At 73.1% G+C, this 20,338-nt stretch carries 15 protein-coding genes; 12 read left to right on the plus strand and 3 right to left on the minus strand.

Annotation, left to right across the window (positions count from 1 at the left end; genetic code table 11):
* The first annotated feature begins 133 nt into the window (after window positions 1–133).
* The 6 genes from ACWCYO_RS26800 (at window position 134) to ACWCYO_RS26825 (ending at window position 8,013) form a co-directional block, all read left to right on the plus strand.
* Window positions 134–1,354, plus strand: coding sequence for a sensor histidine kinase (locus tag ACWCYO_RS26800; protein WP_270147062.1), 1,221 nt, complete (start codon window positions 134–136; stop codon window positions 1,352–1,354).
* Window positions 1,342–1,986, plus strand: a complete 645-nt coding sequence (locus ACWCYO_RS26805; RefSeq protein ID WP_449785614.1) for a response regulator — start codon at window positions 1,342–1,344, stop codon at window positions 1,984–1,986. The genes ACWCYO_RS26800 and ACWCYO_RS26805 overlap by 13 nt, the downstream gene beginning before the upstream one ends.
* Window positions 1,987–1,988: 2 nt before the next feature.
* On the plus strand, window positions 1,989–2,759 hold the full coding sequence (locus ACWCYO_RS26810; protein WP_270147064.1) for a DUF4097 family beta strand repeat-containing protein: 771 nt from the start codon (window positions 1,989–1,991) through the stop codon (window positions 2,757–2,759).
* Window positions 2,760–2,829: 70 nt separating this feature from the next.
* A complete protein-coding gene (gene dusB / locus ACWCYO_RS26815; protein WP_270147065.1) occupies window positions 2,830–3,999 on the plus strand; it encodes a tRNA dihydrouridine synthase DusB in 1,170 nt (389 codons plus the stop codon).
* A 564-nt stretch (window positions 4,000–4,563) separates the two neighbouring features.
* A complete protein-coding gene (gene ppdK / locus ACWCYO_RS26820; RefSeq protein ID WP_270147066.1) occupies window positions 4,564–7,272 on the plus strand; it encodes a pyruvate, phosphate dikinase in 2,709 nt (902 codons plus the stop codon).
* Between the two features lie 219 nt (window positions 7,273–7,491).
* On the plus strand, window positions 7,492–8,013 hold the full coding sequence (locus tag ACWCYO_RS26825) for a ribonuclease (protein ID WP_449785615.1): 522 nt from the start codon (window positions 7,492–7,494) through the stop codon (window positions 8,011–8,013).
* 105 nt (window positions 8,014–8,118) lie between these two features.
* Here the strand turns inward: ACWCYO_RS26825 and ACWCYO_RS26830 are convergent, their stop codons facing one another.
* Window positions 8,119–9,114, minus strand: coding sequence for a hypothetical protein (locus ACWCYO_RS26830; protein ID WP_449785616.1), 996 nt, complete (start codon window positions 9,112–9,114; stop codon window positions 8,119–8,121).
* A 124-nt stretch (window positions 9,115–9,238) separates the two neighbouring features.
* On the opposite strand from ACWCYO_RS26830, the gene ACWCYO_RS26835 reads away from it, so the two are divergent.
* Window positions 9,239–10,480, plus strand: a complete 1,242-nt coding sequence (locus ACWCYO_RS26835; RefSeq protein WP_270147070.1) for an ADP-ribosylglycohydrolase family protein — start codon at window positions 9,239–9,241, stop codon at window positions 10,478–10,480.
* Between the two features lie 16 nt (window positions 10,481–10,496).
* On the opposite strand, the gene ACWCYO_RS26840 is transcribed toward ACWCYO_RS26835, so the two are convergent.
* Window positions 10,497–11,228, minus strand: coding sequence for a GNAT family N-acetyltransferase (locus ACWCYO_RS26840; RefSeq protein WP_270147071.1), 732 nt, complete (start codon window positions 11,226–11,228; stop codon window positions 10,497–10,499).
* Between the two features lie 674 nt (window positions 11,229–11,902).
* Here ACWCYO_RS26840 and ACWCYO_RS26845 point away from each other — a divergent pair.
* The 5 genes from ACWCYO_RS26845 (at window position 11,903) to ACWCYO_RS26865 (ending at window position 18,818) form a co-directional block, all read left to right on the plus strand.
* Window positions 11,903–12,847, plus strand: a complete 945-nt coding sequence (locus tag ACWCYO_RS26845) for a PAC2 family protein (RefSeq protein WP_270147072.1) — start codon at window positions 11,903–11,905, stop codon at window positions 12,845–12,847.
* 135 nt (window positions 12,848–12,982) lie between these two features.
* Window positions 12,983–14,005, plus strand: coding sequence for an SGNH/GDSL hydrolase family protein (locus ACWCYO_RS26850; protein WP_449785617.1), 1,023 nt, complete (start codon window positions 12,983–12,985; stop codon window positions 14,003–14,005).
* A gap of 158 nt (window positions 14,006–14,163) precedes the next feature.
* Complete coding sequence (locus ACWCYO_RS26855) at window positions 14,164–15,474, plus strand: deoxyguanosinetriphosphate triphosphohydrolase (RefSeq protein WP_449785618.1); 1,311 nt, start codon at window positions 14,164–14,166, stop codon at window positions 15,472–15,474.
* Between the two features lie 96 nt (window positions 15,475–15,570).
* A complete protein-coding gene (gene dnaG / locus ACWCYO_RS26860) occupies window positions 15,571–17,487 on the plus strand; it encodes a DNA primase (RefSeq protein ID WP_270147075.1) in 1,917 nt (638 codons plus the stop codon).
* Window positions 17,488–17,633: 146 nt separating this feature from the next.
* On the plus strand, window positions 17,634–18,818 hold the full coding sequence (locus ACWCYO_RS26865) for an RNA polymerase sigma factor (protein WP_449785619.1): 1,185 nt from the start codon (window positions 17,634–17,636) through the stop codon (window positions 18,816–18,818).
* Window positions 18,819–18,825: 7 nt separating this feature from the next.
* Here ACWCYO_RS26865 and ACWCYO_RS26870 read toward each other — a convergent pair whose 3' ends face one another.
* Window positions 18,826–19,920 (minus strand): helix-turn-helix domain-containing protein, encoded by a 1,095-nt coding sequence (locus ACWCYO_RS26870; protein ID WP_449785620.1) that lies wholly within the window; start codon window positions 19,918–19,920, stop codon window positions 18,826–18,828.
* Window positions 19,921–20,338: the final 418 nt, after the last annotated feature.

The raw sequence follows: 20,338 nt of genomic DNA on the forward strand, positions 1-20,338 counted from the left end.
CCCCCAGCCTTCCGTCAGGAGGGGCCCCTTGTCGGTGGTGCCGCACACCGAATCGGGGGTGTAGCTAGCTACACCCCCGTCGGGCACCCCCCTTCATGGTGGACGTTGATCACCGGGCCCTACGCTGTCCGGCATGCCCTCCACCACGTTGCGCCGAGCGCTCGTCAGGAGCCTCCGGCGGCCACCGTGGTCGGCCGAGGCCTGGCGGGACACCCGTTTCATCGCCGCCGGAATACCCATGGCCGTGCCGGTCTGGCTGGCCGTCACCGAGTCCAAGCTGCTGATCGCGGTCCTCGCGGTCGTGCTGACCTGCACCCGCCCGCTGGCCGACGCCCAGCGCGGCCGGCTGCGTTCCCTGTACGGGGTGGACGTGCCGCCGCCGCGCCCCGGGGACTCCCCGAACCGGCTGCTGGGCCGGCTGCGGCTGGTGCTGACCTGGCGGCAGGCCGCCTACCACCTGGTGGTCGGCCCGCTGCTCGCGCTCGGCGCGGCGACGGTGGTGTACCTCTGGGGCGCGGCCCTGGTGCTGTCCACGGTGTTCGGCTGGAGCTGGCTGCTGCCCGCCACCACCGGACTGCGGGAGTGGCCCGTTCAGCTCGGGCTCACGGCCGGCGGCGTGGCGCTGGCGGTCGCGTCCCCCTGGCTGGCGGGGCTGGCGGCCTGGGTGGAGGTGCGGGCGGCGCAGCTGCTGCTCGGCCCGGACCGGGCGGAGCAGCTGGAGCAGCGGGTCGAGGAGATCGCGGAGAGCCGGGCGGGCCTGGTCGACGCGGTGGACGCCGAACGCCGCCGGATCGAGCGCGACCTGCACGACGGCGCCCAGCAGCGCCTGACCTCCCTCGCGATGAACCTGGGCCTGGCCCGGCGCACCTTCAAGGACGTGCCGCCGGAGGTGATGCAGGTGATCGTGGAGGCGCACGAGGAGGCCCAGGCCGCCATCGACGAGCTGCGCGACCTGGTCCGCGGCCTGCACCCGGCCGTCCTGGAGGACCGCGGTCTGGACGCGGCGCTGTCCGGCATCGCCGCCCGCGCCCCGCTGCCGGTGCGCCTGGACGTCGAGCTGTCCGGGCCGATCGCCCCGACCGTCGAGGCGGTCGCCTACTTCACCGTCTCCGAGGCGCTCACCAACGTGGCCAAGCACGCCCGGGCCAAGCAGGTCGACGTGTCGGTGCGGACCACCGGCGACCGGCTGCGCCTGATCATCAGCGACGACGGCGTGGGCGGCGCGGACCCCTCGCGCGGCACCGGGCTCACCGGTCTGCGCAAGCGCGCGGCCTCGGTCGACGGAACGCTGTCCGTTCTCAGCCCCCTCGGGGGCCCCACCACCATCACCGTGGAGTTGCCGTGCGTGCTGTGATCGCCGAGGACTCGGTCCTGCTGAGGGTCGGCCTGGTCAAGGTCCTCGAGGCGGTGGGGTACGAGGTCGTGGCCGCCGTCGGGGACGCCGTGGAACTGCTGGCCGCCGTCGAGGAGCACCGCCCGGGGGTGGTGGTCGCGGACGTCCGGATGCCCCCGGGCTTCCACGACGAGGGCGTCAAGGCCGCGATGGTGATCCGCCGGCAGTGGCCGGAGGTCGCGGTGCTGCTGCTGTCGCAGTTCGTGGAGGAGCGCTACGCCGCGGACCTGCTGGCGACCAACACCAGCGGCGTCGGCTACCTGCTCAAGCAGCGGGTGGCCAATGTGGACGACTTCGTGGACGCGCTGCAGCGGGTCGCCGAGGGCGGCACCGCGCTGGACCCGGAGGTGGTGGCCCAGCTGCTGGTGCGCCGCCACCGGGACCCGCTGGAGAAGCTGACCCCGCGCGAGCGGGACGTGCTCGCGCTGATGGCGGAGGGCCGTTCCAACGCGGCCATCGCCGCCTCCCTGGTGGTCAGCGACAGCGCGGTGGCCAAGCACATCAACTCGATCTTCACCAAGCTGGACCTCCCGCCGGCCGACGACAGCCACCGCCGGGTGATGGCGGTGCTGCGGTTCCTGGAGGTCGGGTAGCCGTGGACGGGGCGAAGGCCTGGCGGATCACCGGGACGCTCGCGGTCGTCCTGGGGATGCTCGCCGCAGGGTTGCAGACCTGGTCGCTGGTGGTGCGCCAGCACACCAGCTCGACCAGGCCGTACGAGATGGCGATCCACCAGGTCAGGCTGGAGACCGGCAGCGCCTCGGTGCGGCTGCGGGCCGGCCGGGAGGGCCGGGTGGTGGTCAGCCAGCAGCTGGACTGGATGTTCCGCAAGCCGGTGGTGTCGAGCACCGTCGTCGGCGACGTGCTGACGGTCGGGATGCACTGCCGGCAGGTGCTGTCGTTCACCGACCTCGGCTGCGGCGCCGAGATCGAGCTGGAGGTGCCGGCCGCGACCGCGGTGACCGGGTCGGTGAGCTCCGGCTCGGTCTCCGTGGAGGGCCTGAGCGGGAGCGTGCGGATGCAGCTGACCTCCGGCCAGCTGTCGCTGGTGCACACCTCCGGCGAGGTGTGGGCGCGGACCACCTCCGGGCAGGTGCAGGCCACCGACCTGAGTGCGCCGCGGGTGACCGCGGAGACCACCTCGGGTTCGGTGGAGCTGTACTTCACCAAGGCCCCGCACGCGGTGGACGCCAAGGCCACCTCCGGCTCGGTGATCGTGAACGTGCCGGGGAACAGCCGGTACGCCTTCTCCAGCGAGATCGGCAGCGGGAGCGGTCAGATCGACCCGCAGCTGGCGGACCCGACCAGCCCGGACACCATCCACGCCGAGGTCACCTCGGGCTCGCTCTCGATCAACCCGTCGTAGCGGGCGGTGGCCGCTCACCCGGGTGGGGGACAATGAAGAGTCCCGTCCCCCTACCCGAGGTCAGCCGCGCATGACAGCCACGCCCGCACCCACCGCGCCCGAGACCGAGTTCGCGCCGCTGGACATCGGCCCGATCCAGGTGTGGCCGCCCGTCGTGCTGGCGCCGATGGCCGGCATCACCAACGCCCCGTTCCGCACCCTGTGCCGCGAGCAGAGCGGCGGCAAGGGGCTGTACGTCTCGGAGATGATCACCACCCGGGCGCTGGTCGAGCGCAACGCCAAGACCATGCAGCTGATCAAGTTCGACCCGAGCGAGAAACCGCGCTCGATCCAGCTGTACGGGGTGGACCCGGTGACCGTCGGCAAGGCGGCCCGGATGATCGCGGACGAGGGCCTGGCCGACCACATCGACCTCAACTTCGGCTGCCCCGTCCCCAAGGTGACCCGCAAGGGCGGCGGCTCGGCGCTGCCGTACAAGCGCAACCTGCTGCGCGAGATCCTGCGCGAGGCCGTCGCCAACGCCGGAGACCTGCCGGTGACCATGAAGATGCGCAAGGGCATCGACGACGACCACCTCACCTACCTGGACGCCGGCCGGATCGGCGCCGAGGAGGGCGTGGCCGCGATCGCCCTGCACGGCCGCACCGCCGCCCAGCACTACGGCGGGACGGCCGACTGGTCGGCGATCGCCCGGCTGCGCGAGGCCGTCCCGGCGCACGTGCCGGTGCTGGGCAACGGGGACATCTGGTCGGCGGACGACGCGCTGCGGATGATGCGGGAGACCGGCTGCGACGGCGTCGTGGTGGGCCGCGGCTGCCTGGGGCGGCCGTGGCTGTTCAAGGACCTGGTCTCGATCTTCGAAGGGGACGTCGACTACGCCCGTCCGGACTTCGGCTACGTGGCCAGGGCGATGGTGCGCCACGCCCAGTTGCTCGGCGAGTGGCTGGGGGACGAGGCGCGCGGTGTGATCGACTTCCGCAAGCACGTCGCCTGGTACACCAAGGGCTTCTCGGTCGGCTCCGAGCTGCGGGTGAAGCTCGCGAACTCCTCCTCGCTGACCGAACTGGCCGAAACCCTCGCCCAGGTGGAGCAGACCCAGACCTGGCCGATCGGAGCGGACGGCCCGCGCGGGCGCACCAGCGGCAACGGCCGGGTGGTCCTGCCGGACGGTTGGTTGGACGATCCGTACGACTGCGCCAGGCCGGGTGCGGACGCCGAATCGGACACCTCTGGCGGATGACCTAGCCGATCTGGCGAAGTCGCCCCTGCTGGGCCGCTCGCCATCCGGTCGCAGCCCTCTTGTCCATTCTGGACAGGAGGGCTCCTTTTCGGCGTTCTGATGTCACAGAACGAGCAGGTTCCTGGACGGAGTGCGACGATTGACGCAGGCGTTCTACGTTCGAGCGGTGAGATGCGCTGGTGACGCTTGCCACACGCGGCGGCCACTGACGGTGGGTCAGTGGACGAAATGGACAGGTCGACCGTGGATCGCTTCCCGAAGCCGGTTCGCGGCCGATCGGCCGATCCGGTTGCAGGAAATCAAGCCGGGGCAACGCGACCGACCCACGGCCGCTACCCAGCGTCCGAATCGGGCGATCTTCCCGTTTCCTCGTCTTCAAGACTTGAACGCAGCATCGCGTCAGGGGGACGATTTCACCAACAGAGGTGAACGCCTTTATGCGCATTCGATCTAGCGGGTTACCACTCGGTACCGGCCTCGGGTGGCCTATTCAGGGCAGAGAAGTGCCTTCGAAATGGGTATGTTCTCCGGCGTCAGGGCAACCGCGTACGAGGAGACCGACCCGTGCCGTCCCAGCAGAAGTTTGTTTACTCCTTCACCGAAGGAAACAAGGACCTCAAGGATCTTCTTGGCGGCAAGGGCGCGAACCTGGCCGAGATGACCAACCTGGGGCTCCCCGTCCCCCCGGGGTTCACCATCACCACCGAGGCCTGCAAGGTCTTCCTGGAGACCGGTAGCGAGCCGACCTCGCTGCACGAGGAGATCAGCGCCCACCTGGACGCCCTCGAGCAGGAGATGGGCAAGAAGCTCGGCCAGGCCGACAACCCGCTCTTGGTCTCCGTCCGCTCCGGTGCCAAGTTCTCCATGCCCGGCATGATGGACACCGTCCTCAACATCGGTCTCTCCGACGCCTCGGTGACCGGCCTGGCCGCCCAGTCCGGCAACGAGCGCTTCGCCTGGGACTCCTACCGCCGCCTGGTCCAGATGTTCGGCAAGACCGTGCTGGGCGTCGACGGCGAGCTGTTCGAGGAGGCCCTGGACGAGGCCAAGCACGCCAAGGGCACCACCAACGACCTGGACCTGGACGCTTCCGACCTCCGGGAACTGGTCGAGGTGTTCAAGGGCATCGTCGAGCGCGAGACCGGCCGGGCCTTCCCGCAGGACCCGCGCGAGCAGATGGACCTCGCCATCCACGCCGTCTTCCACTCCTGGAACGGCGACCGCGCCCGGCTGTACCGCCGCCAGGAGCGCATCCCGAACGACCTGGGCACCGCGGTCAACGTCTGCACCATGGTCTTCGGCAACCTCGGCGAGGACTCCGGCACCGGCGTCGCCTTCACCCGCGACCCCTCCACCGGCACCCAGGGCGTCTACGGCGACTACCTGTCCAACGCCCAGGGCGAGGACGTCGTCGCCGGCATCCGCAACACGCTGCAGCTGTCCGAGCTGGAGAAGCTCGACAAGAAGTCGTACGACGAGCTGATGGCGATCATGCAGAAGCTCGAGAACCACTACCGCGACCTCTGCGACATCGAGTTCACCATCGAGCGCGGCAAGCTCTGGATGCTGCAGACCCGGGTCGGCAAGCGCACCGCCGCGGCCGCCTTCCGGATCGCCGTCCAGCTGGTCGACCAGGGCCTGATCGACCTGGACGAGGCCCTGATGCGCGTCACCGGCGGCCAGCTGGCGCAGCTGATGTTCCCGCGCTTCGCCCCGACCGCCGAGTCCAAGCAGATCGGCTGGGGCCTGGCCGCCTCGCCCGGCGCCGCGATCGGCAAGGTCGTCTTCGACTCCTACACCGCCGTCAAGTGGTCCCGCTCCGGCGAGAAGGTCATCCTGGTCCGCCGCGAGACCAACCCGGACGACCTGGACGGCATGATCGCCGCCGAGGGCATCCTCACCTCGCGCGGCGGCAAGACCTCGCACGCCGCCGTCGTCGCCCGTGGCATGGGCAAGACCTGTGTCTGCGGCGCCGAGGAGCTGGAGGTCGACACCAAGGGCCGCAAGTTCACCACCGCCGACGGCCTGGTGGTCCACGAGGGCGACGTGGTCTCGATCGACGGCGCCAGCGGCAAGGTGTACCTCGGCGAGGTGCCCGTGCTGCCGTCCCCCGTGGTCGAGTACTTCGAGGGCACCCTGCACGCCGGCGCCGACGTCCAGGGCGGACTGGTCCAGGCCGTCCACCGGCTGATGTCGCACGCCGACGGCCGCCGCCGCCTCGCCGTGCGCGCCAACGCCGACAACGCCGAGGACGGCTCGCGCGCCCGCCGCTACGGCGCCCAGGGCATCGGCCTGTGCCGCACCGAGCACATGTTCCTCGGCGAGGAGCGCCGCAAGGAGGTCGAGCACCTGATCCTCGCGGACAACGACAAGGACCGCGAGCTCGCCCTCTCCACCCTGCTGCCGCTGCAGAAGGGCGACTTCCTGGAGCTCTTCCAGGCGATGGACGGCCTGCCCGTCACCGTCCGCCTGCTCGACCCGCCGCTGCACGAGTTCCTGCCGGACATCACCGAGCTGTCGGTGCGCGTCGCCCTCGCCGAGGCCCGCAAGGACCCGAACGAGAACGACCTGCGCCTGCTCCAGGCGGTGCACAAGCTGCACGAGCAGAACCCGATGCTGGGCCTGCGCGGCGTGCGCCTCGGCCTGGTCATCCCCGGCCTGTTCGGCATGCAGGTCCGGGCCATCGCCGAGGCCGCCGCCGAGCGCAAGCTGGCCGGCGGGGACCCGCGCCCCGAGGTGATGATCCCGCTGGTCGGCACCGTCCAGGAGCTGGAGCTGGTCCGCGACGAGTGCGAGCGGGTGCTCGCCGAGGTCGCCCAGTCCACCGGCGTCAAGCTGGAGATCAAGCTCGGCACCATGATCGAGCTGCCGCGCGCCGCGGTGACCGCCGGTCAGATCGCCGAGGCCGCCGAGTTCTTCTCCTTCGGCACCAACGACCTGACCCAGACGGTCTGGGGCTTCTCCCGGGACGACGTGGAGGCCTCGTTCTTCACCGCCTACCTGGAGAAGGGCATCTTCGGGGTCTCCCCGTTCGAGACCATCGACCGCGACGGCGTCGGCTCGCTCGTCAAGCACGCCGTCGAGGCCGGCCGGGCCACCCGCCCCGACCTCAAGCTCGGCGTCTGCGGCGAGCACGGCGGCGACCCGGACTCGGTCCACTTCTTCCACGAGGTGGGGCTGGACTACGTCTCCTGCTCCCCCTTCCGGATCCCGGTGGCGCGCCTGGAGGCAGGCCGCGCCGCCATCGAGTCGGCGGGCAGCGACTCGCGCTGAGAGGGTAGGCATCCCCTACTCACGCGCGGGTACGACTGACCGCTTCCCCTCCCGTCGGGAGGGCGTACACCGGAGCTCGGCGCAGGAGAACCGGCGTACGTAACACGGCCGGGCGGGAACGGACAACGGCGTCCGTTCCCGCCCGGCCGTACGTCGTTGTGGCGTCCGTCATGGGGGGACACGGCTGTCCGGGCCCGGGCGCCTGCCAAGCTGGACCGCATGACCAGAAGCAAGAGCCCGCTCGTCGTCGTGGCCGTCCTGATCCTGGCCGTGCTCGCCGGGGCCGGGTACCTGCTCGCCGGCAAGGGCGGCAGCGGCCACCCCAGGGCCGCCGCGAGCTCCACCGCCGTCGCGGGCGGCTCGGCCCCCAAGCCCTCGGCCCCCAAGCCGTCCCCGCCGGCCGGCGGCGCCTCCACCCCGAGCGCCCCGAACGGCACCTGGACGCCCGCCGACCCGGCCCTGGCCGACGTCTGCCGCACCAAACTGCCCAGCCAGGCCCAGGACACCCTCGCCCTGATCGCCAAGAACGGCCCCTACCCGTACAACCGGGACGGCATCGTCTTCGAGAACCGCGAGAGCCGCCTGCCGAAGAAGGGCAACGGCTACTACCACGAGTTCACCGTGGTCACCCCGGGCTCCGACGACCGCGGCACCCGCCGGGTCGTCACCGGCGGCGCCGGCGAGCAGTACTGGTCCCCGGACCACTACGCGACCTTCCAGGAGATCGACCCGCGCTGCTGAACCGGCTCCCGGCCCCTTGGCCCCCGCTTCCCTCTTGCGGAGCTGGGGCCGCGCCGTGTGCGCGGTGTCGCGCCGCGCCGGACGGCCGCCCCGGCCCGGCGGCCCTCACCGTACTCGCCGCCAGCTGATCCGGCCGTGCGGGCCGTGCGGGCCGGTGGTGACCAGGGCGGTCAGCTCGTGCAGCACCGGGGTCGGGTCGCGGCGCAGCTGGACCGGGGTGGTGCGCACCACCGGCAGGCCCGCGACGGTGAGGCGGTTGGCGCGGGCCAGGCCGCGTTCGTGGTCGGCCGGGCGCAGGTGGTAGGCGCGGGAGTCGATCTCCAGGGCCACGCAGGCGTGCGGCCAGTAGGCGTCCGGCACGGCGAGGAACCGGCCGTCCAGGAACAGCACCGGGTTCCACAGCGGCTCCGGCAGGCCCGCGTGGGCGAGCACCTCGCGGGCCTCGCCCTCCACCACCGAGCGCACCCCGGCGGTCAGGTCCTCCACCACCCGGGCCACCTGGGGCAGCGCCAGCGCCCCCGGCCGGGCGAGCAACTGGTCGAGCAGCTCGCCGAGTTCGCAGTGCCGCCGCTGCACGGCCTCGGCGCACAGTGCCCGGAACCGGCGCTGCCCGGTCTCCCGCGGCGCCACGTCCGCCAGCGCCCGCGCGACCGTGGCGCTCCACAGCCCGTCGTCCCGCTGGAACCCGTTCGGCATCGCCCCGGACGCCCGGTGCACCCGGACGAACTCCCGGTCCCCGACCCGGCGTTGGGCCGGAATCAGCACATCGACCTCGGTCAGGTCCGCCGGGTGCCCGGCGCTCGGCAGCCCGGCCTCCGCCAGCACTGCGAACCCGGTCAGCAGCACCTCCCCGGGCTGCGGCTGCCGCCCCTTCGGGCTCGCGTACGCGAGGGCGGCCCGCAGTCTCTGGTGCGACGTCAACCTCCCGCTCTGCAGGCAGATCACCCGCGGCAGCACCTGCTGCCACGGCCCGCCCGGGCGCAGCCGGTGGGCGATCGTGCCGGAGGGCACGCCGAGCCGACGCAGCTGCGCCCGGGTGGCGATGTGCTGCTGGTCGGCGCCGAGCAGGACGACGGGGTCGAGCGGGTTCGCGCGGGTCATACCCGGGTGCTGCCCGCCCGGATCGGGGGTATGCGAAACATCCCCCGTCGGGGGCTTCCTGGCACGGAGGTTGACGAAACGGAGGTTGACGAAACGGCCGCCGACCGGCTGAGCTTGGTCCCACATGATGACCGAACCCAACGGCCCGGCGCTCGACGCGCTCAACGGCCTCTCCGTCGGCGACGCCCTCGGCGCCCAGTTCTTCGTCCCGGAAACCGCCCGGGCCCACTTCGCCTCCCGCACCGAACCGCCCGGCCCCTGGCCGTGGACCGACGACACCGAGATGGCCTGCTCGGTGTACGCCGCCCAGCGCGAACGCGGCAGCATCGACACCTTCGACCTCACCCACGCCTTCGCCCGCCGCCACGACTTCGACCGCGGCTACGGCCCGGCCGCCAACCGGATGCTCCGGTTGATCCGCGAGGGCGGCGACGCCAAGGCGCTGGCCGCCGAACTCTTCGACGGCCAGGGCTCGTACGGCAACGGCGCCGCGATGCGGGTCGCTCCGCTGGGGGCGGTGTACGCGGATGACCCGTCCGCCGTGGTCCGGCCCGCCGCCGACACCGCCGTGATCACCCACATCCACCCGCAGGCGGTGGACGGGACGATCGCGGTCGCGGTGGCGGCCGCGTACGCGGTGCGGGCGCGGACCGAGCCGGTGACACCGAAGGCCTTCCTGGAGGCGGTGGTCGAGCTCACTCCGTACGGTGCCCTGCGCGGCGCGCTCACCGAAGCGGTCCGGCTGGTGGACGTGCCGGATCTGCGGACAACCGCCCGGGCGCTCGGTAACGGCAGCCGGACCTCTGCCGTCGACACCGTGCCGTACGCCCTGTGGTGCGCAGCCCGGAACCTCACCGATTACCGGTCGGCCGTCTGGGAGGCGATCGGCGCCGGTGGCGACATGGACACCGTGGCCGCGATCACCGGTGGGGTGGTCGCCGCCTGCACCGGCACGGTCGGCATCCCGGCGGCCTGGATGGCCGCCCGTGAACCGCTGCCCGGCTGGGCGTTCCCGGAGCCGGGCAGCGTTCGGGCGGCTCCCGCGGACGACTCGTACCTGAAGCCGCTGCGGCTGCCCCGCCCCTGCCCGGTGCCGGACCTCGTCTGGACCGAGGAACAGTGGCAACGGGTCAGGTCCGGGCGGATTCCCGGGGACATCGACGGGCGGTGGGCGTTCTACACCGCCGAGGGCGTCCTGTACCTGCACCGCAGCTGGACCGGCTTCGAGATCTGGCGCGTGCGGGTCGCCCCGGTCAAGGGAGGCGGCTGGCGGCCCGTGTCCGCGCTGGTCGAGGCGTACCCCGAGCACTACAAGGGCGACCACGAGGTCCCTGAAGGCCTCCTTCGCACGGTGGCCGGGGACTAGGCGTAGCCGTAGCCCCTCAGGCCGTGATCATCAGCTGCCCGGCGCCGCCGCCTTGTCTAAGACACTCCTGGTTGATCGCCGGATCCGGGGCGCTCGGCGAGGTGGCGGCGGCGATCCGCAGCTCGATGATGTCCCGGACGGCGGGCCACTCGGAGTCCAGGATCGAGTAGAACGCGGTCGAGCGCACCACCCCGTCCAGCCCGCGCGAGTGCGCCCGGCGGACGCCCTCGGAGGTCGCGCCGAGCCGCTCGATGGCGGCCCTCGAGCGCAGGTTGCGGGCGTCCGCGCGCAGCGAGATCCGTTGCACGCCCCAGGTCTCGAAGGCGTACCGGAGCATCAGCAGCTTCGCCTCGGTGTTGATGCCGGTGCCCTGGGCGCGCGGCGAGAGCCAGGTGTTGCCGATCTCGGCGGCGTCCGGGACGGCCGTCGCCGGATCGCCGAACGGCACGCCGGGCGCGGGCGGCCACACCAGCGGGCCCTGCCAGTAGTCGAGTTCCAGGAACCGGGTGGAGCCGACCACCCGGCCGTCGGCGACGTTCACCGTCGCGAACGGCAGCGACCGGCCCGCGGCCTGGTCGGCGAGGGCCCGCGCGACGTAGTCGCGAGCCGCTTCCAGGCCGTGCGGGACGGGGGTGAAGGCGTAGGTCGTACGGTCCTCGGAGCCGGCCGCGGCGATGGCCTCGACGTGATGGGCGGCGAGGGGCTCCAACCGAACGGTGCGGCCGGTGAGGAAGACAGGTGCTGGCACGGAACCTTGGTCCTTCATCGGTCGTAGGGCGCGGTCCGCGCCGGGGTGCGGCGCGGGCTGCGGTGGACTGGTTTCGCCCCGTCCCGGTTTCCGCCTCCGGGTACCCGTGCGCGCCGGAGGATTCCGGTCGGGCGGGGCGGGGGCGGCGGCCCGGAACGGGCGGCGCGTGGTGCCGGAACGGACACGGGTCCTCGGACCGGTCCGGCGGGAAGAGCGAGGGGACAGTGTGCGTCCGCGAAATGGCCGAGAAGGAAACGAGTGCGCGAAGGGAAGCAGGCGGCCAGGTGAAGGCAAGATGCGTCGTGGGTGTCTACCAGGGTACCGATCCGGGTCGTGGTCGACGGCGTTACGGACGACGTGACGACGACGCGACGATGCGAGGCAGCGAGAGGACGATACCCGCCAGAACGCGGTGCGTCACTTCGCGGCACGCGAATGTCGGCGCGGGCTGCCACCGCGCGTCCCGGATCGGGCCGTTGAACACCCGTGACCAGGGGTTTCTCCTTCGGGTGCGATCATGGTCCGGAGCGGTCGGCGGCGGCCTCGGCCGCGTCGTCGGGCGGGTCGCCCGCCGAGTGGTGGGCCGGAACGGGAATTCCGGCGCGGCCCGGCACGCTGGAGAGGACGAGAAGCCGGTCGGATCGGGACGAGCAGAGAACGGGGTTGGGTGCGCGGTGCGAGACTTCCAGGCGCTGTACGAGCTGGATGAGCGGGGCGTGGCCGCAGTGGCCGAGGCCAACGCGGAGCTGCGTGACACCGGCGCCGGCCTGGTGCTGCTCCACCAGTTCGAGGGCTTCATGGACGCCGGCGAGGCCGGCGGCCAGGTGGTGGCCCACCTGCTGGAGACGGGTTCGCCCCAGGTGGTGGCCCGCTTCGACCACGACCGGCTGGTCGACTACCGGGCCCGCCGCCCCGCGATGGTCTTCGACCACGACCGCTGGACGTCCTACGACCCGCCGGAGATCCTGCTCCAGCTGGTCCGCGACGCCGCCGGAGCCCCGTTCCTGCTGCTCACCGGCCCGGAGCCGGACGTCGAGTGGGAGCGTTTCGCCCGCGCCGTCCGCGAGCTGGTCGAGCGCTTCGAGGTCCGGCTCAGCCTGGACTTCCACGGCATCCCGATGGGCGTGCCGCACACCCGCCCGGTCGGCCTGACGCCGCACGGCAACCGGCTCGACCTCGCGCCGGGCTACCCGCAGTGGTTCGAGCAGGCGCAGGTCCCCGGCAGTGCCCAGGCGCTGCTGGAGTACCGGCTGGCCGAGGCCGGGCACGACGTGCTGGGCTTCGCCGTGCACGTCCCCCACTACGTGGCCCGTTCGGCCTACCCGGCCGCCGCCGTGCTGATCCTGGAGGCGGTGCAGTCCGCCACCGGGCTGGTGCTGCCCGGCACCCGGCTGCGCGAGCGGGTCGGCGAGGTGTACGCCGACATCGAGGAGCAGCTGGCGCAGGGGGACGGCGAGTTGCGCTCGGCGATCCGCGGCATGGAGGGCCAGTACGACGCGGTGGCGGGCGTCGAGGGCCGGCAGAGCCTGCTGGCCGAGCCGGTCGACCTGCCCTCGGCGGACGAGCTGGGGCGCCGCTTCGAGGAGTTCCTGGCCGAGCACGAGCGCGGCGCGGAGTGACCAGCGCCGGGTAGCGGCGAGGCCGGCCGCGCGGTCCGGGAGTCATCGGCGCCGCCCGTACGTTGGACACCGCGGCGCCCGGGGGACGGGCCGCCGTAGGGAGCTGCCCGTGATCCGCACCCCCGGGGGGATGCCATGCCGAGGACCACACGCCCGACCGTCGTCGCGACGGCCGGGCTCGCCGCGCTGCTGCTGGCCGGGACGGCCGGACTGACCGGATGCAGCGGCGGCGGTTCGGACGGTCCGGACCGGGGCTTCGCGGGCGCGCTGCCCGGCCGCGCCCCGACCGGTGCCACCCCGACCCCCACCCCGACGCCGACCCCCACCCCGCCGCCCAGCGGCCCGTACGTGGCGCTCGGCGACTCGTACACCGCCGGGCCGAAGATCGCCCCGCAGGTCGGCGAGCCGGGCGGCTGCGGCCGCTCCGGGGTCAACTACCCGTCCCTGGTGGCCAAGGCGCTCGCCCTGGCACCCGGGCAGTTCCGGGACGTCAGCTGCAGCGGAGCCCGCACCGGGGACCTGAAGGCCGTGCAGAGCACCGACGACGGGTCCAACCCGGCCCAGCTGGACGCGCTGACCCCGGCCACCAGGCTGGTCACCCTGGGCATCGGCGGCAACGACGCGGGCTTCATGCAGGTCCTCACCGAGTGCGCCAAGGACACCCTGGTCGGCGCGGTGAAGGACCTGGTCGGCGGGGACCGCGCGGCCGCGCCCTGCCGCGAGCGCTACGCCTCCGGCGGCGCCGACCAGCTCCAGGCCCGGGTGGACGCGGCCGGCGGGAAGGTCGCCGACGTCCTCCAGGAGATCAGGCGCCGCTCCCCGCAGGCCCGGGTGTACGTGGTCGGCTACCCGGCGCTGTTCCCGGCCGAACCGGCGAACTGCGGGCCGGTGCTGGGCACCACGATCGCGACGGCCGACCTCGGCTTCCTCGCCGAGAAGGAGCGGCAGCTCAACGGGATGCTCAAGCAGCGCGCGGAGGCCGCCGGGGCGGTGTTCGTGGACACCGCAGGGCCCTCGACCGGGCACGACATGTGCGCGGGGGAGGACGCCCGCTGGATCGAGCCGCCCTTCCCGGCCCACGGGCTCACCCCGGTCCACCCCAACGCCAAGGGGGAGGAGGCGGTGGCCGCCGTCGTGCTGAAGGCCGTCCGGGGCTGACCCGGGCCTGTCCGGCGGCTCCGAAACGGGGCCGTCCGGGTACGAGCGATTCGCGGGGGCGGAAACCGGCGCGCCTCCCACGGTTCACGCTCCGGTCCGCACCCCTTCGCGCGCGGCACACCCCGCGTGTCGGGGGCGCGGCGTACCGTGAGTGTCATATGGATGACACCACGCACCGCCTCGCCGCCCCGATCCCGTACGACCACGCCGCCGAGGCCCGCTGGGTCCCCGAACCGGACAAGCGCCCCGGCCGCACCGCGTTCCAGCGCGACCGCGCCCGGGTGCTGCACTCCGCCGCGCTGCGCCGATTGGCCGGCACCACCCAGGTGGTCGCTCCGATGCGCAGCGACTTCCCGCGCACCAGGCTCACCCACTCGCTCGAATGCGCCCAGGTCGGGCGGGAATTGGGCGCCGCCCTGGGCTGCGACCCGGACCTGGTGGAGACCGGCTGCCTGGCCCACGACATCGGCCACCCGCCCTTCGGCCACACCGGCGAGGAGGCCCTCGACCAGGCCGCCGAGGCCTGCGGCGGCTTCGAGGGCAACGCCCAGTCGCTGCGCATCCTCACCCGGCTCGAACCCAAGCGCTTCGCGCCCCTGGAGGAGCAGCCCCCCGCCCGGCTCGCCCCCTGGCCCGGCCGCAGCGTCGGCCTCAACCTGACCCGGGCCGCCCTGGACGCCGCCACCAAGTACCCGTGGACCAAGGGCGCCCACCCCACCGACCCGGCCTCGCCCAAGTACGGCGTCTACGCCGACGACCTGCCGGTGTTCCGCTGGCTGCGGGCCGGCTCCCCGGCCGGTCGCAAGTGCTTCGAGGCCACCGTCATGGACTGGTCCGACGACGTGGCCTACTCCACCCACGACGTCGAGGACGGCTTCCAGGCCGGCCACATCGACCCCGCCGCGCTGCGCGCCCCCGGCGAGCGCGCCGACCTGTTCAAGGTCGCCGAGCGCTACGCGCCGGACGCCGGACCGGAGGAACTGGCCGCAGCACTGGACCGGCTGCTCGCCCAGGACTGGTGGCCGCGCGGCTACGACGGCACGGCGCGCGCCCGGGCCGGGCTCAAGGACTTCACCAGCCAGCTGATCGGCCGCTTCTGCCTCGCCGCCGAACAGGCCACCCGGGCCCGCTACGGCCCCGGCCGGCTGACCCGCTACGCCGCGGAGCTGGTGGTGCCGAGGGACGTCCGGCTGGAGTGCGCGGTGCTCAAGGCGGTCGCCGTCCGCTTCGTGATGATGCGCGACGAGCAGGCCCAGCTGCGGGCCCGCCAGCGGATCGTGATCGCCGAGCTGGCGTACGTCCTGACCCAGCGCGCCCCCGAGGGGCTGGACCCGGTGTTCGCCGCGATGTACCACGAGGCCGAGGACGACCGCGCCGCCCTGCGCACGGTCATCGACCAGATCGCCACCCTCACGGACGCCTCGGCCCTGGCCCTGCACGCCAAACTGGTCGGCGCCGCCTGGGCGTAGCCGCCCGGAAGGGGGGAGACGGAAGTCACCCCCCGACCCCTTCCGGCTCCGCCCCGGCGCAGCCGGAACCCCCGGTCGCCCCAGTAGACTTCCGGGGTGGCCGGGCGGATCAGGGACGAAGACGTACAGGCGGTGCGCAGCGCACTGCCGATCGACGCGGTGGTCGGCGACTACGTACAGCTGACCAACGGTGGCGGCGGCGAGTACAAGGGCGTCTGCCCCTTCCACGACGAGAAGTCCGCCTCCTTCTACGTCAACCCCGCCAAGGGCGTCTTCCACTGCTTCGGCTGCCAGGAGAACGGCGACACCATCGCCTTCCTGATGAAGATCGAGCACTTCACCTTCGCCGAGGCCGTCGAGCGGATGGCCGCCCAGGCCGGCATCACCCTGCGCTACGAGGAGGGCGGCTACAGCCCCCGCCACCAGCAGGGCGAGCGCACCCGCCTGGTCGAGGCGCACAAGGTGGCCGCCGCCTGGTACCAGGAGCAGCTGGCCTCGCCGGAGGCGGAGATCGGTCGCCGCTTCCTGGCGGAGCGCGGCTTCGACGAGGAGGCCGCCAAGGCCTTCGGTGTCGGCTACGCCCCCGCCGGGTGGGAGCACCTGGTCCGTTTCCTGCGCGGCAAGGGCTTCACCGACAAGGAGATCCTGCAGGGCGGCCTGGCCTCGCAGGGCCAGCGCGGCGGCCTGATCGACCGTTTCCGGGGCCGGCTGGTCTGGCCGATCCGGGACATCGCGGGCGAGGTGGTCGGCTTCGGTGCCCGTCGGTTGCGCGAGGACGACAACGGCCCGAAGTACCTGAACACCCCCGAGACGCCGATCTACAAGAAGTCCCACGTGCTGTACGGCATCGACCTGGCGAAGAAGGAGATCGCCAGGTCGGGCCGCGCGGTGGTGGTCGAGGGCTACACCGACGTGATGGCCTGCCACCTGGCCGGGGTCACCTCGGCGGTGGCCACCTGTGGCACCGCCTTCGCCGAGGACCACATCAAGATCATCCGTCGGCTGCTGATGGACACCTCGCAGTACCGGGGCGAGACGGTCTTCACCTTCGACGGCGACGCGGCCGGCCAGAAGGCCGCCCTGCGTGCCTTCGAGGACGACCAGAAGTTCGCCGCCAAGACCTCCATCGCGGTCAGCCCGGGCGGCATGGACCCCTGCGAGCTGCGCCTGGCCCAGGGCGACGAAGCCGTCCGCCAGCTGATCGACAACCCGGTCCCGCTGTTCGAGTTCGCGCTGAACACGGCGGTGTCGAAGCACCGGGTCGAGACGCCCGAGGGGCAGGCCGCCGCCATGGAGGAGGCGGCCCTGATCGTCGCGAAGATCAAGGACCCGTCGATCCGGCACGGCTACGCGATCCGCCTGGCCGGCATGCTCGGTGTGAACCCCGGCGACGAGCAGTTCGTGGTGCGCCGGATCTCGCAGCTGGCCCGCTGGGAGCGGGAGAAGCAGCAGAACCCCCGCGGCAACGGCCAGCAGCGGCGCACCGAGCAGCCCGTCGCGGCGCCCCGCCCGGCCCGGCCCGCGTTCCGGCTCAACCCGCGCGACCCGGCCCAGTTCGTCGAGCGCGAGCTGCTCAAGCTGGCGCTGCAGCACCCGGACCTGGTCAGCCCGGCCTTCGACCACTACGGCGACGACGAGTTCCCGACCCCGCCGTACACCGCCGTCCGGCAGGCCATCGCCAAGGCCGGCGGCGCCGCGTACGGGGCGACCCTGCCCGACTTCACCAGCGCGGTGCGCGAGGCGGCCCCGGACGACCAGGTCCGCTCGCTGGTGACCGAGCTGACCGTCGAGCCGGTGCGCTCGCTGCGCAAGGCGGACGCGGTCTACGCGGGCGAGTTCCTGGTCAAGCTGCGCCTGCTGGCCGTCGACCGCCGGATCGCCGAGGTCCGCGGCTACCTCCAGCGGCTCGGGCACCGGGCCGATGCCGAGCAGCTGCACGCGGTGCAGACCGAGCTGTGGCAGCTCCAGCAGTACGGGCAGCAGCTCCGCAGCCGGGGCGCGGCGGCGCTGTGAGCCCCGGTAAGCGCTGAAAGTCCTGGAAGTCCTGCGCAGAAAGTCGGCGCACGAGTCTCGGCCACGGAGCGTGGCGTACCCCACACTGGAGGGCGTCCCACCTCCGTACAGCGCGGGTCCGCCAGAGTCGCGCCCGCCCCGAGGGGATGCCCGTGGACCGAGGCCCTGCCGCAGCGACCACCGCCACCAGACGAGCCGACCCGGCCGGACCGCCGCCCGGGGAACAGCAGACGGACCACGGCCGGGCCGGGGCCGCGCCCCCGGACGGCGCGCGGATCCCCGCCCAGGAGCTGCCGGAGGGCCACCCCGACAGCCCGGACCCGGAAGCCGAGTCGGATGCGCCGCCCGGGGAACCGGGACCCGAACCCGAGGCCGAGGACGACGGGCCGCCCGAGTCACCGGAGTCGTCCGAGGGCGGCGGCCCGGCCGCCGACCTGCTGCGCCAGTACCTGCGCGAAATCGGCCGCATCCGACTCCTCACCGCCGCCGAGGAGGTCGAACTGGCCCGGCGGATCGAGGCCGGCCTGTTCGCCGAGGAGCGGCTGGACGGTGACCCGCCGCCGCCCGATCCGCTGGCCCGTGAGCTGGACACCCTGGTGGTCCTCGGCCGGATCGCCAAGCGTCGGCTGATCGAGGCCAACCTGCGCCTGGTGGTGTCCGTCGCCAAGCGCTACGTCGGCCGCGGCCTGACCCTGCTGGACCTGATCCAGGAGGGCAACCTGGGACTGATCCGGGCGGTGGAGAAGTTCGACTACGCCCGCGGCTACAAGTTCTCCACCTACGCGACCTGGTGGATCCGGCAGGCGATGAGCCGGGCGCTGGCCGACCAGGCCCGGACGATCCGGGTGCCGGTGCACGTGGTCGAGCTGATCAACCGGGTGGTCCGGGTGCAGCGCGCCCTGCTGCAGGAGCGCGGCCTCGAGCCGAGCCCGGCCGACATCGCCACCGCCCTGGAGCTCACCGAGGCGCGGGTGCGCGAACTGCTCAGGCTGGCCCAGGAGCCGATCTCGCTGCACACCCCGGTCGGCGAGGAGGACGACGTCGCGCTCGGCGACCTGATCGAGGACGCCGACGCCGCCTCGCCCGCCGAGTCCGCGACCTTCCTGCTGCTGCGCCAGCACCTGGACGCCGTGCTGGCCACCCTCGGCGAGCGGGAGCGCCAGGTCGTCCAGCTCCGCTACGGGCTGGACGACGGCCGCCCGCGCACACTGGAGGAGATCGGCGCGGTGTTCGGCGTGACGCGGGAGCGGATCCGCCAGATCGAGTCCAAGACGCTGGTCAAGCTCCGCGACCACGCCTACTCCGAGCAGCTGCGCGGCTACCTCGACTAGGCGCGACTCAAGTCCTGTCCGGCGGACCCTGGGGAGCGGACGGGCTGGGCGACGGCTGGTCGGTGGGCGGAGCCTGCGGCGCGGCCGAGTCGCTGGGCGTGGCGGCCGTCGCGGCCGGGCCGGACCCGGCGCCCGGGGGCGGGGAGGCGGGGCCGATCGGGATCGGGGTGGAGGCCACCACCGAGGCCAGGTCGGCGACGGTCGAGGTGCAGTCGTGTCCGGCGGGCTGGTAGCCGCAGACCTGGAAGCCGATCGACGGGCCGGCCGCGTTCAGCATCGCCGAGTAGTTGTCGTAGCCCCAGTGGATCAGCGCGGTCTCGCTGTCCCCGGTGCTGTCGGTGATCACCGCGTAGTCCTTGGGCTCGCCCTCGGTGATCGCCGCCCAGGCGGCCTGGCAGGTCCGGCTGTACCGGAGGTAGACGACCACCTTGCCGATGACCTGGGTCTGCAGGGTCCGGGCGTCCTTGCCGCAGCCGGTGGTCTTGGGGTCCTTGTGGGCGCAGCCGACCGCCTGGCAGGCGGGCTCGGACGGAGCGGGCTTGGCGGCGGTCGGCGCGGTCGCGGCCGGGCCGTCGGCCGCCGAGGCCCGGGAGTCGTGCCGGCTGACCCGCAGACCGACCAGCACCAGCAGCAGCGCCAGCACCACCGCGCCGGAGACCAGCGCCGCCGGGCGCCGCCACCACGCCACGGCGGGCTCGACCGGGACGGGCTCACAGGCGCCGTCGGTCGCCGACACCGGCTCCTCGGCAGCCGATCCGTCCTCCGGCTCTTCCGCCGGTTCGTCGGTCGCCGCCCCGGTCTCCCCGGACGGCGCCTCGACCGGGGCGGGCTCCTCGGCGACGGGTTCCGTCGCCTGCCGCCACAGCCACCGCAGCGCCGCCGGGTCGCAGTCCACCGCCCCGACCAGCGCCTCCAGCGCCTGCTCGGTGATCACCCGCTTGCCGTTCAGCCAGCGCTCCCAGGAGGCCCGGCTGTAGTGGGTGCGGCCGGCCAGCTCGGACAGCGAGAGTCCGGCGGCGTCCTTGATCGTCCTGAGCTCCTCCGCCAGCAGTCGGGCGGGCGCGGACAGCTCCTCGGGCAGGTCCTTCCAGGCGGAAGCCATTGCGACCCTCCATGACTCGCGGGACGGGACGACGGTGGAGTGGGCGGGAGGGTGCGCGCCCGGTCCGGCCGTTCGGTGTCTCCCCTTCTCCAACCTCAGCGGCCTGGCGTCCCAAACCCCAGGTCATGGCGTTGAGACGGACGGAAGTGTCTCACAACCCCCCGGAACGTCGAACTGTCACGTGTTCGTCGTGCAGAGTTCTTCTCGCCGGTGCGTTCCGCCGCCCGGCCGCTTCGTTCGGGCCCCGGCCGGTCGGCCGGTGTCGGCCCGACACGGGTCCCGGACACCCCCACCGGGCGGGGCAGCCTCGCGGGGGGAGGCTGCCGCTCCCGACGGGAGTGGCACGCCAAGTCCCGCCGCCTGAAGCACCTGGAGCGCGAGCACGAGCGGGTGAGGGCCGACCGTGAGGCGGGCCGGG

The organism is Kitasatospora sp. NPDC001683 (genome assembly GCF_053596495.1).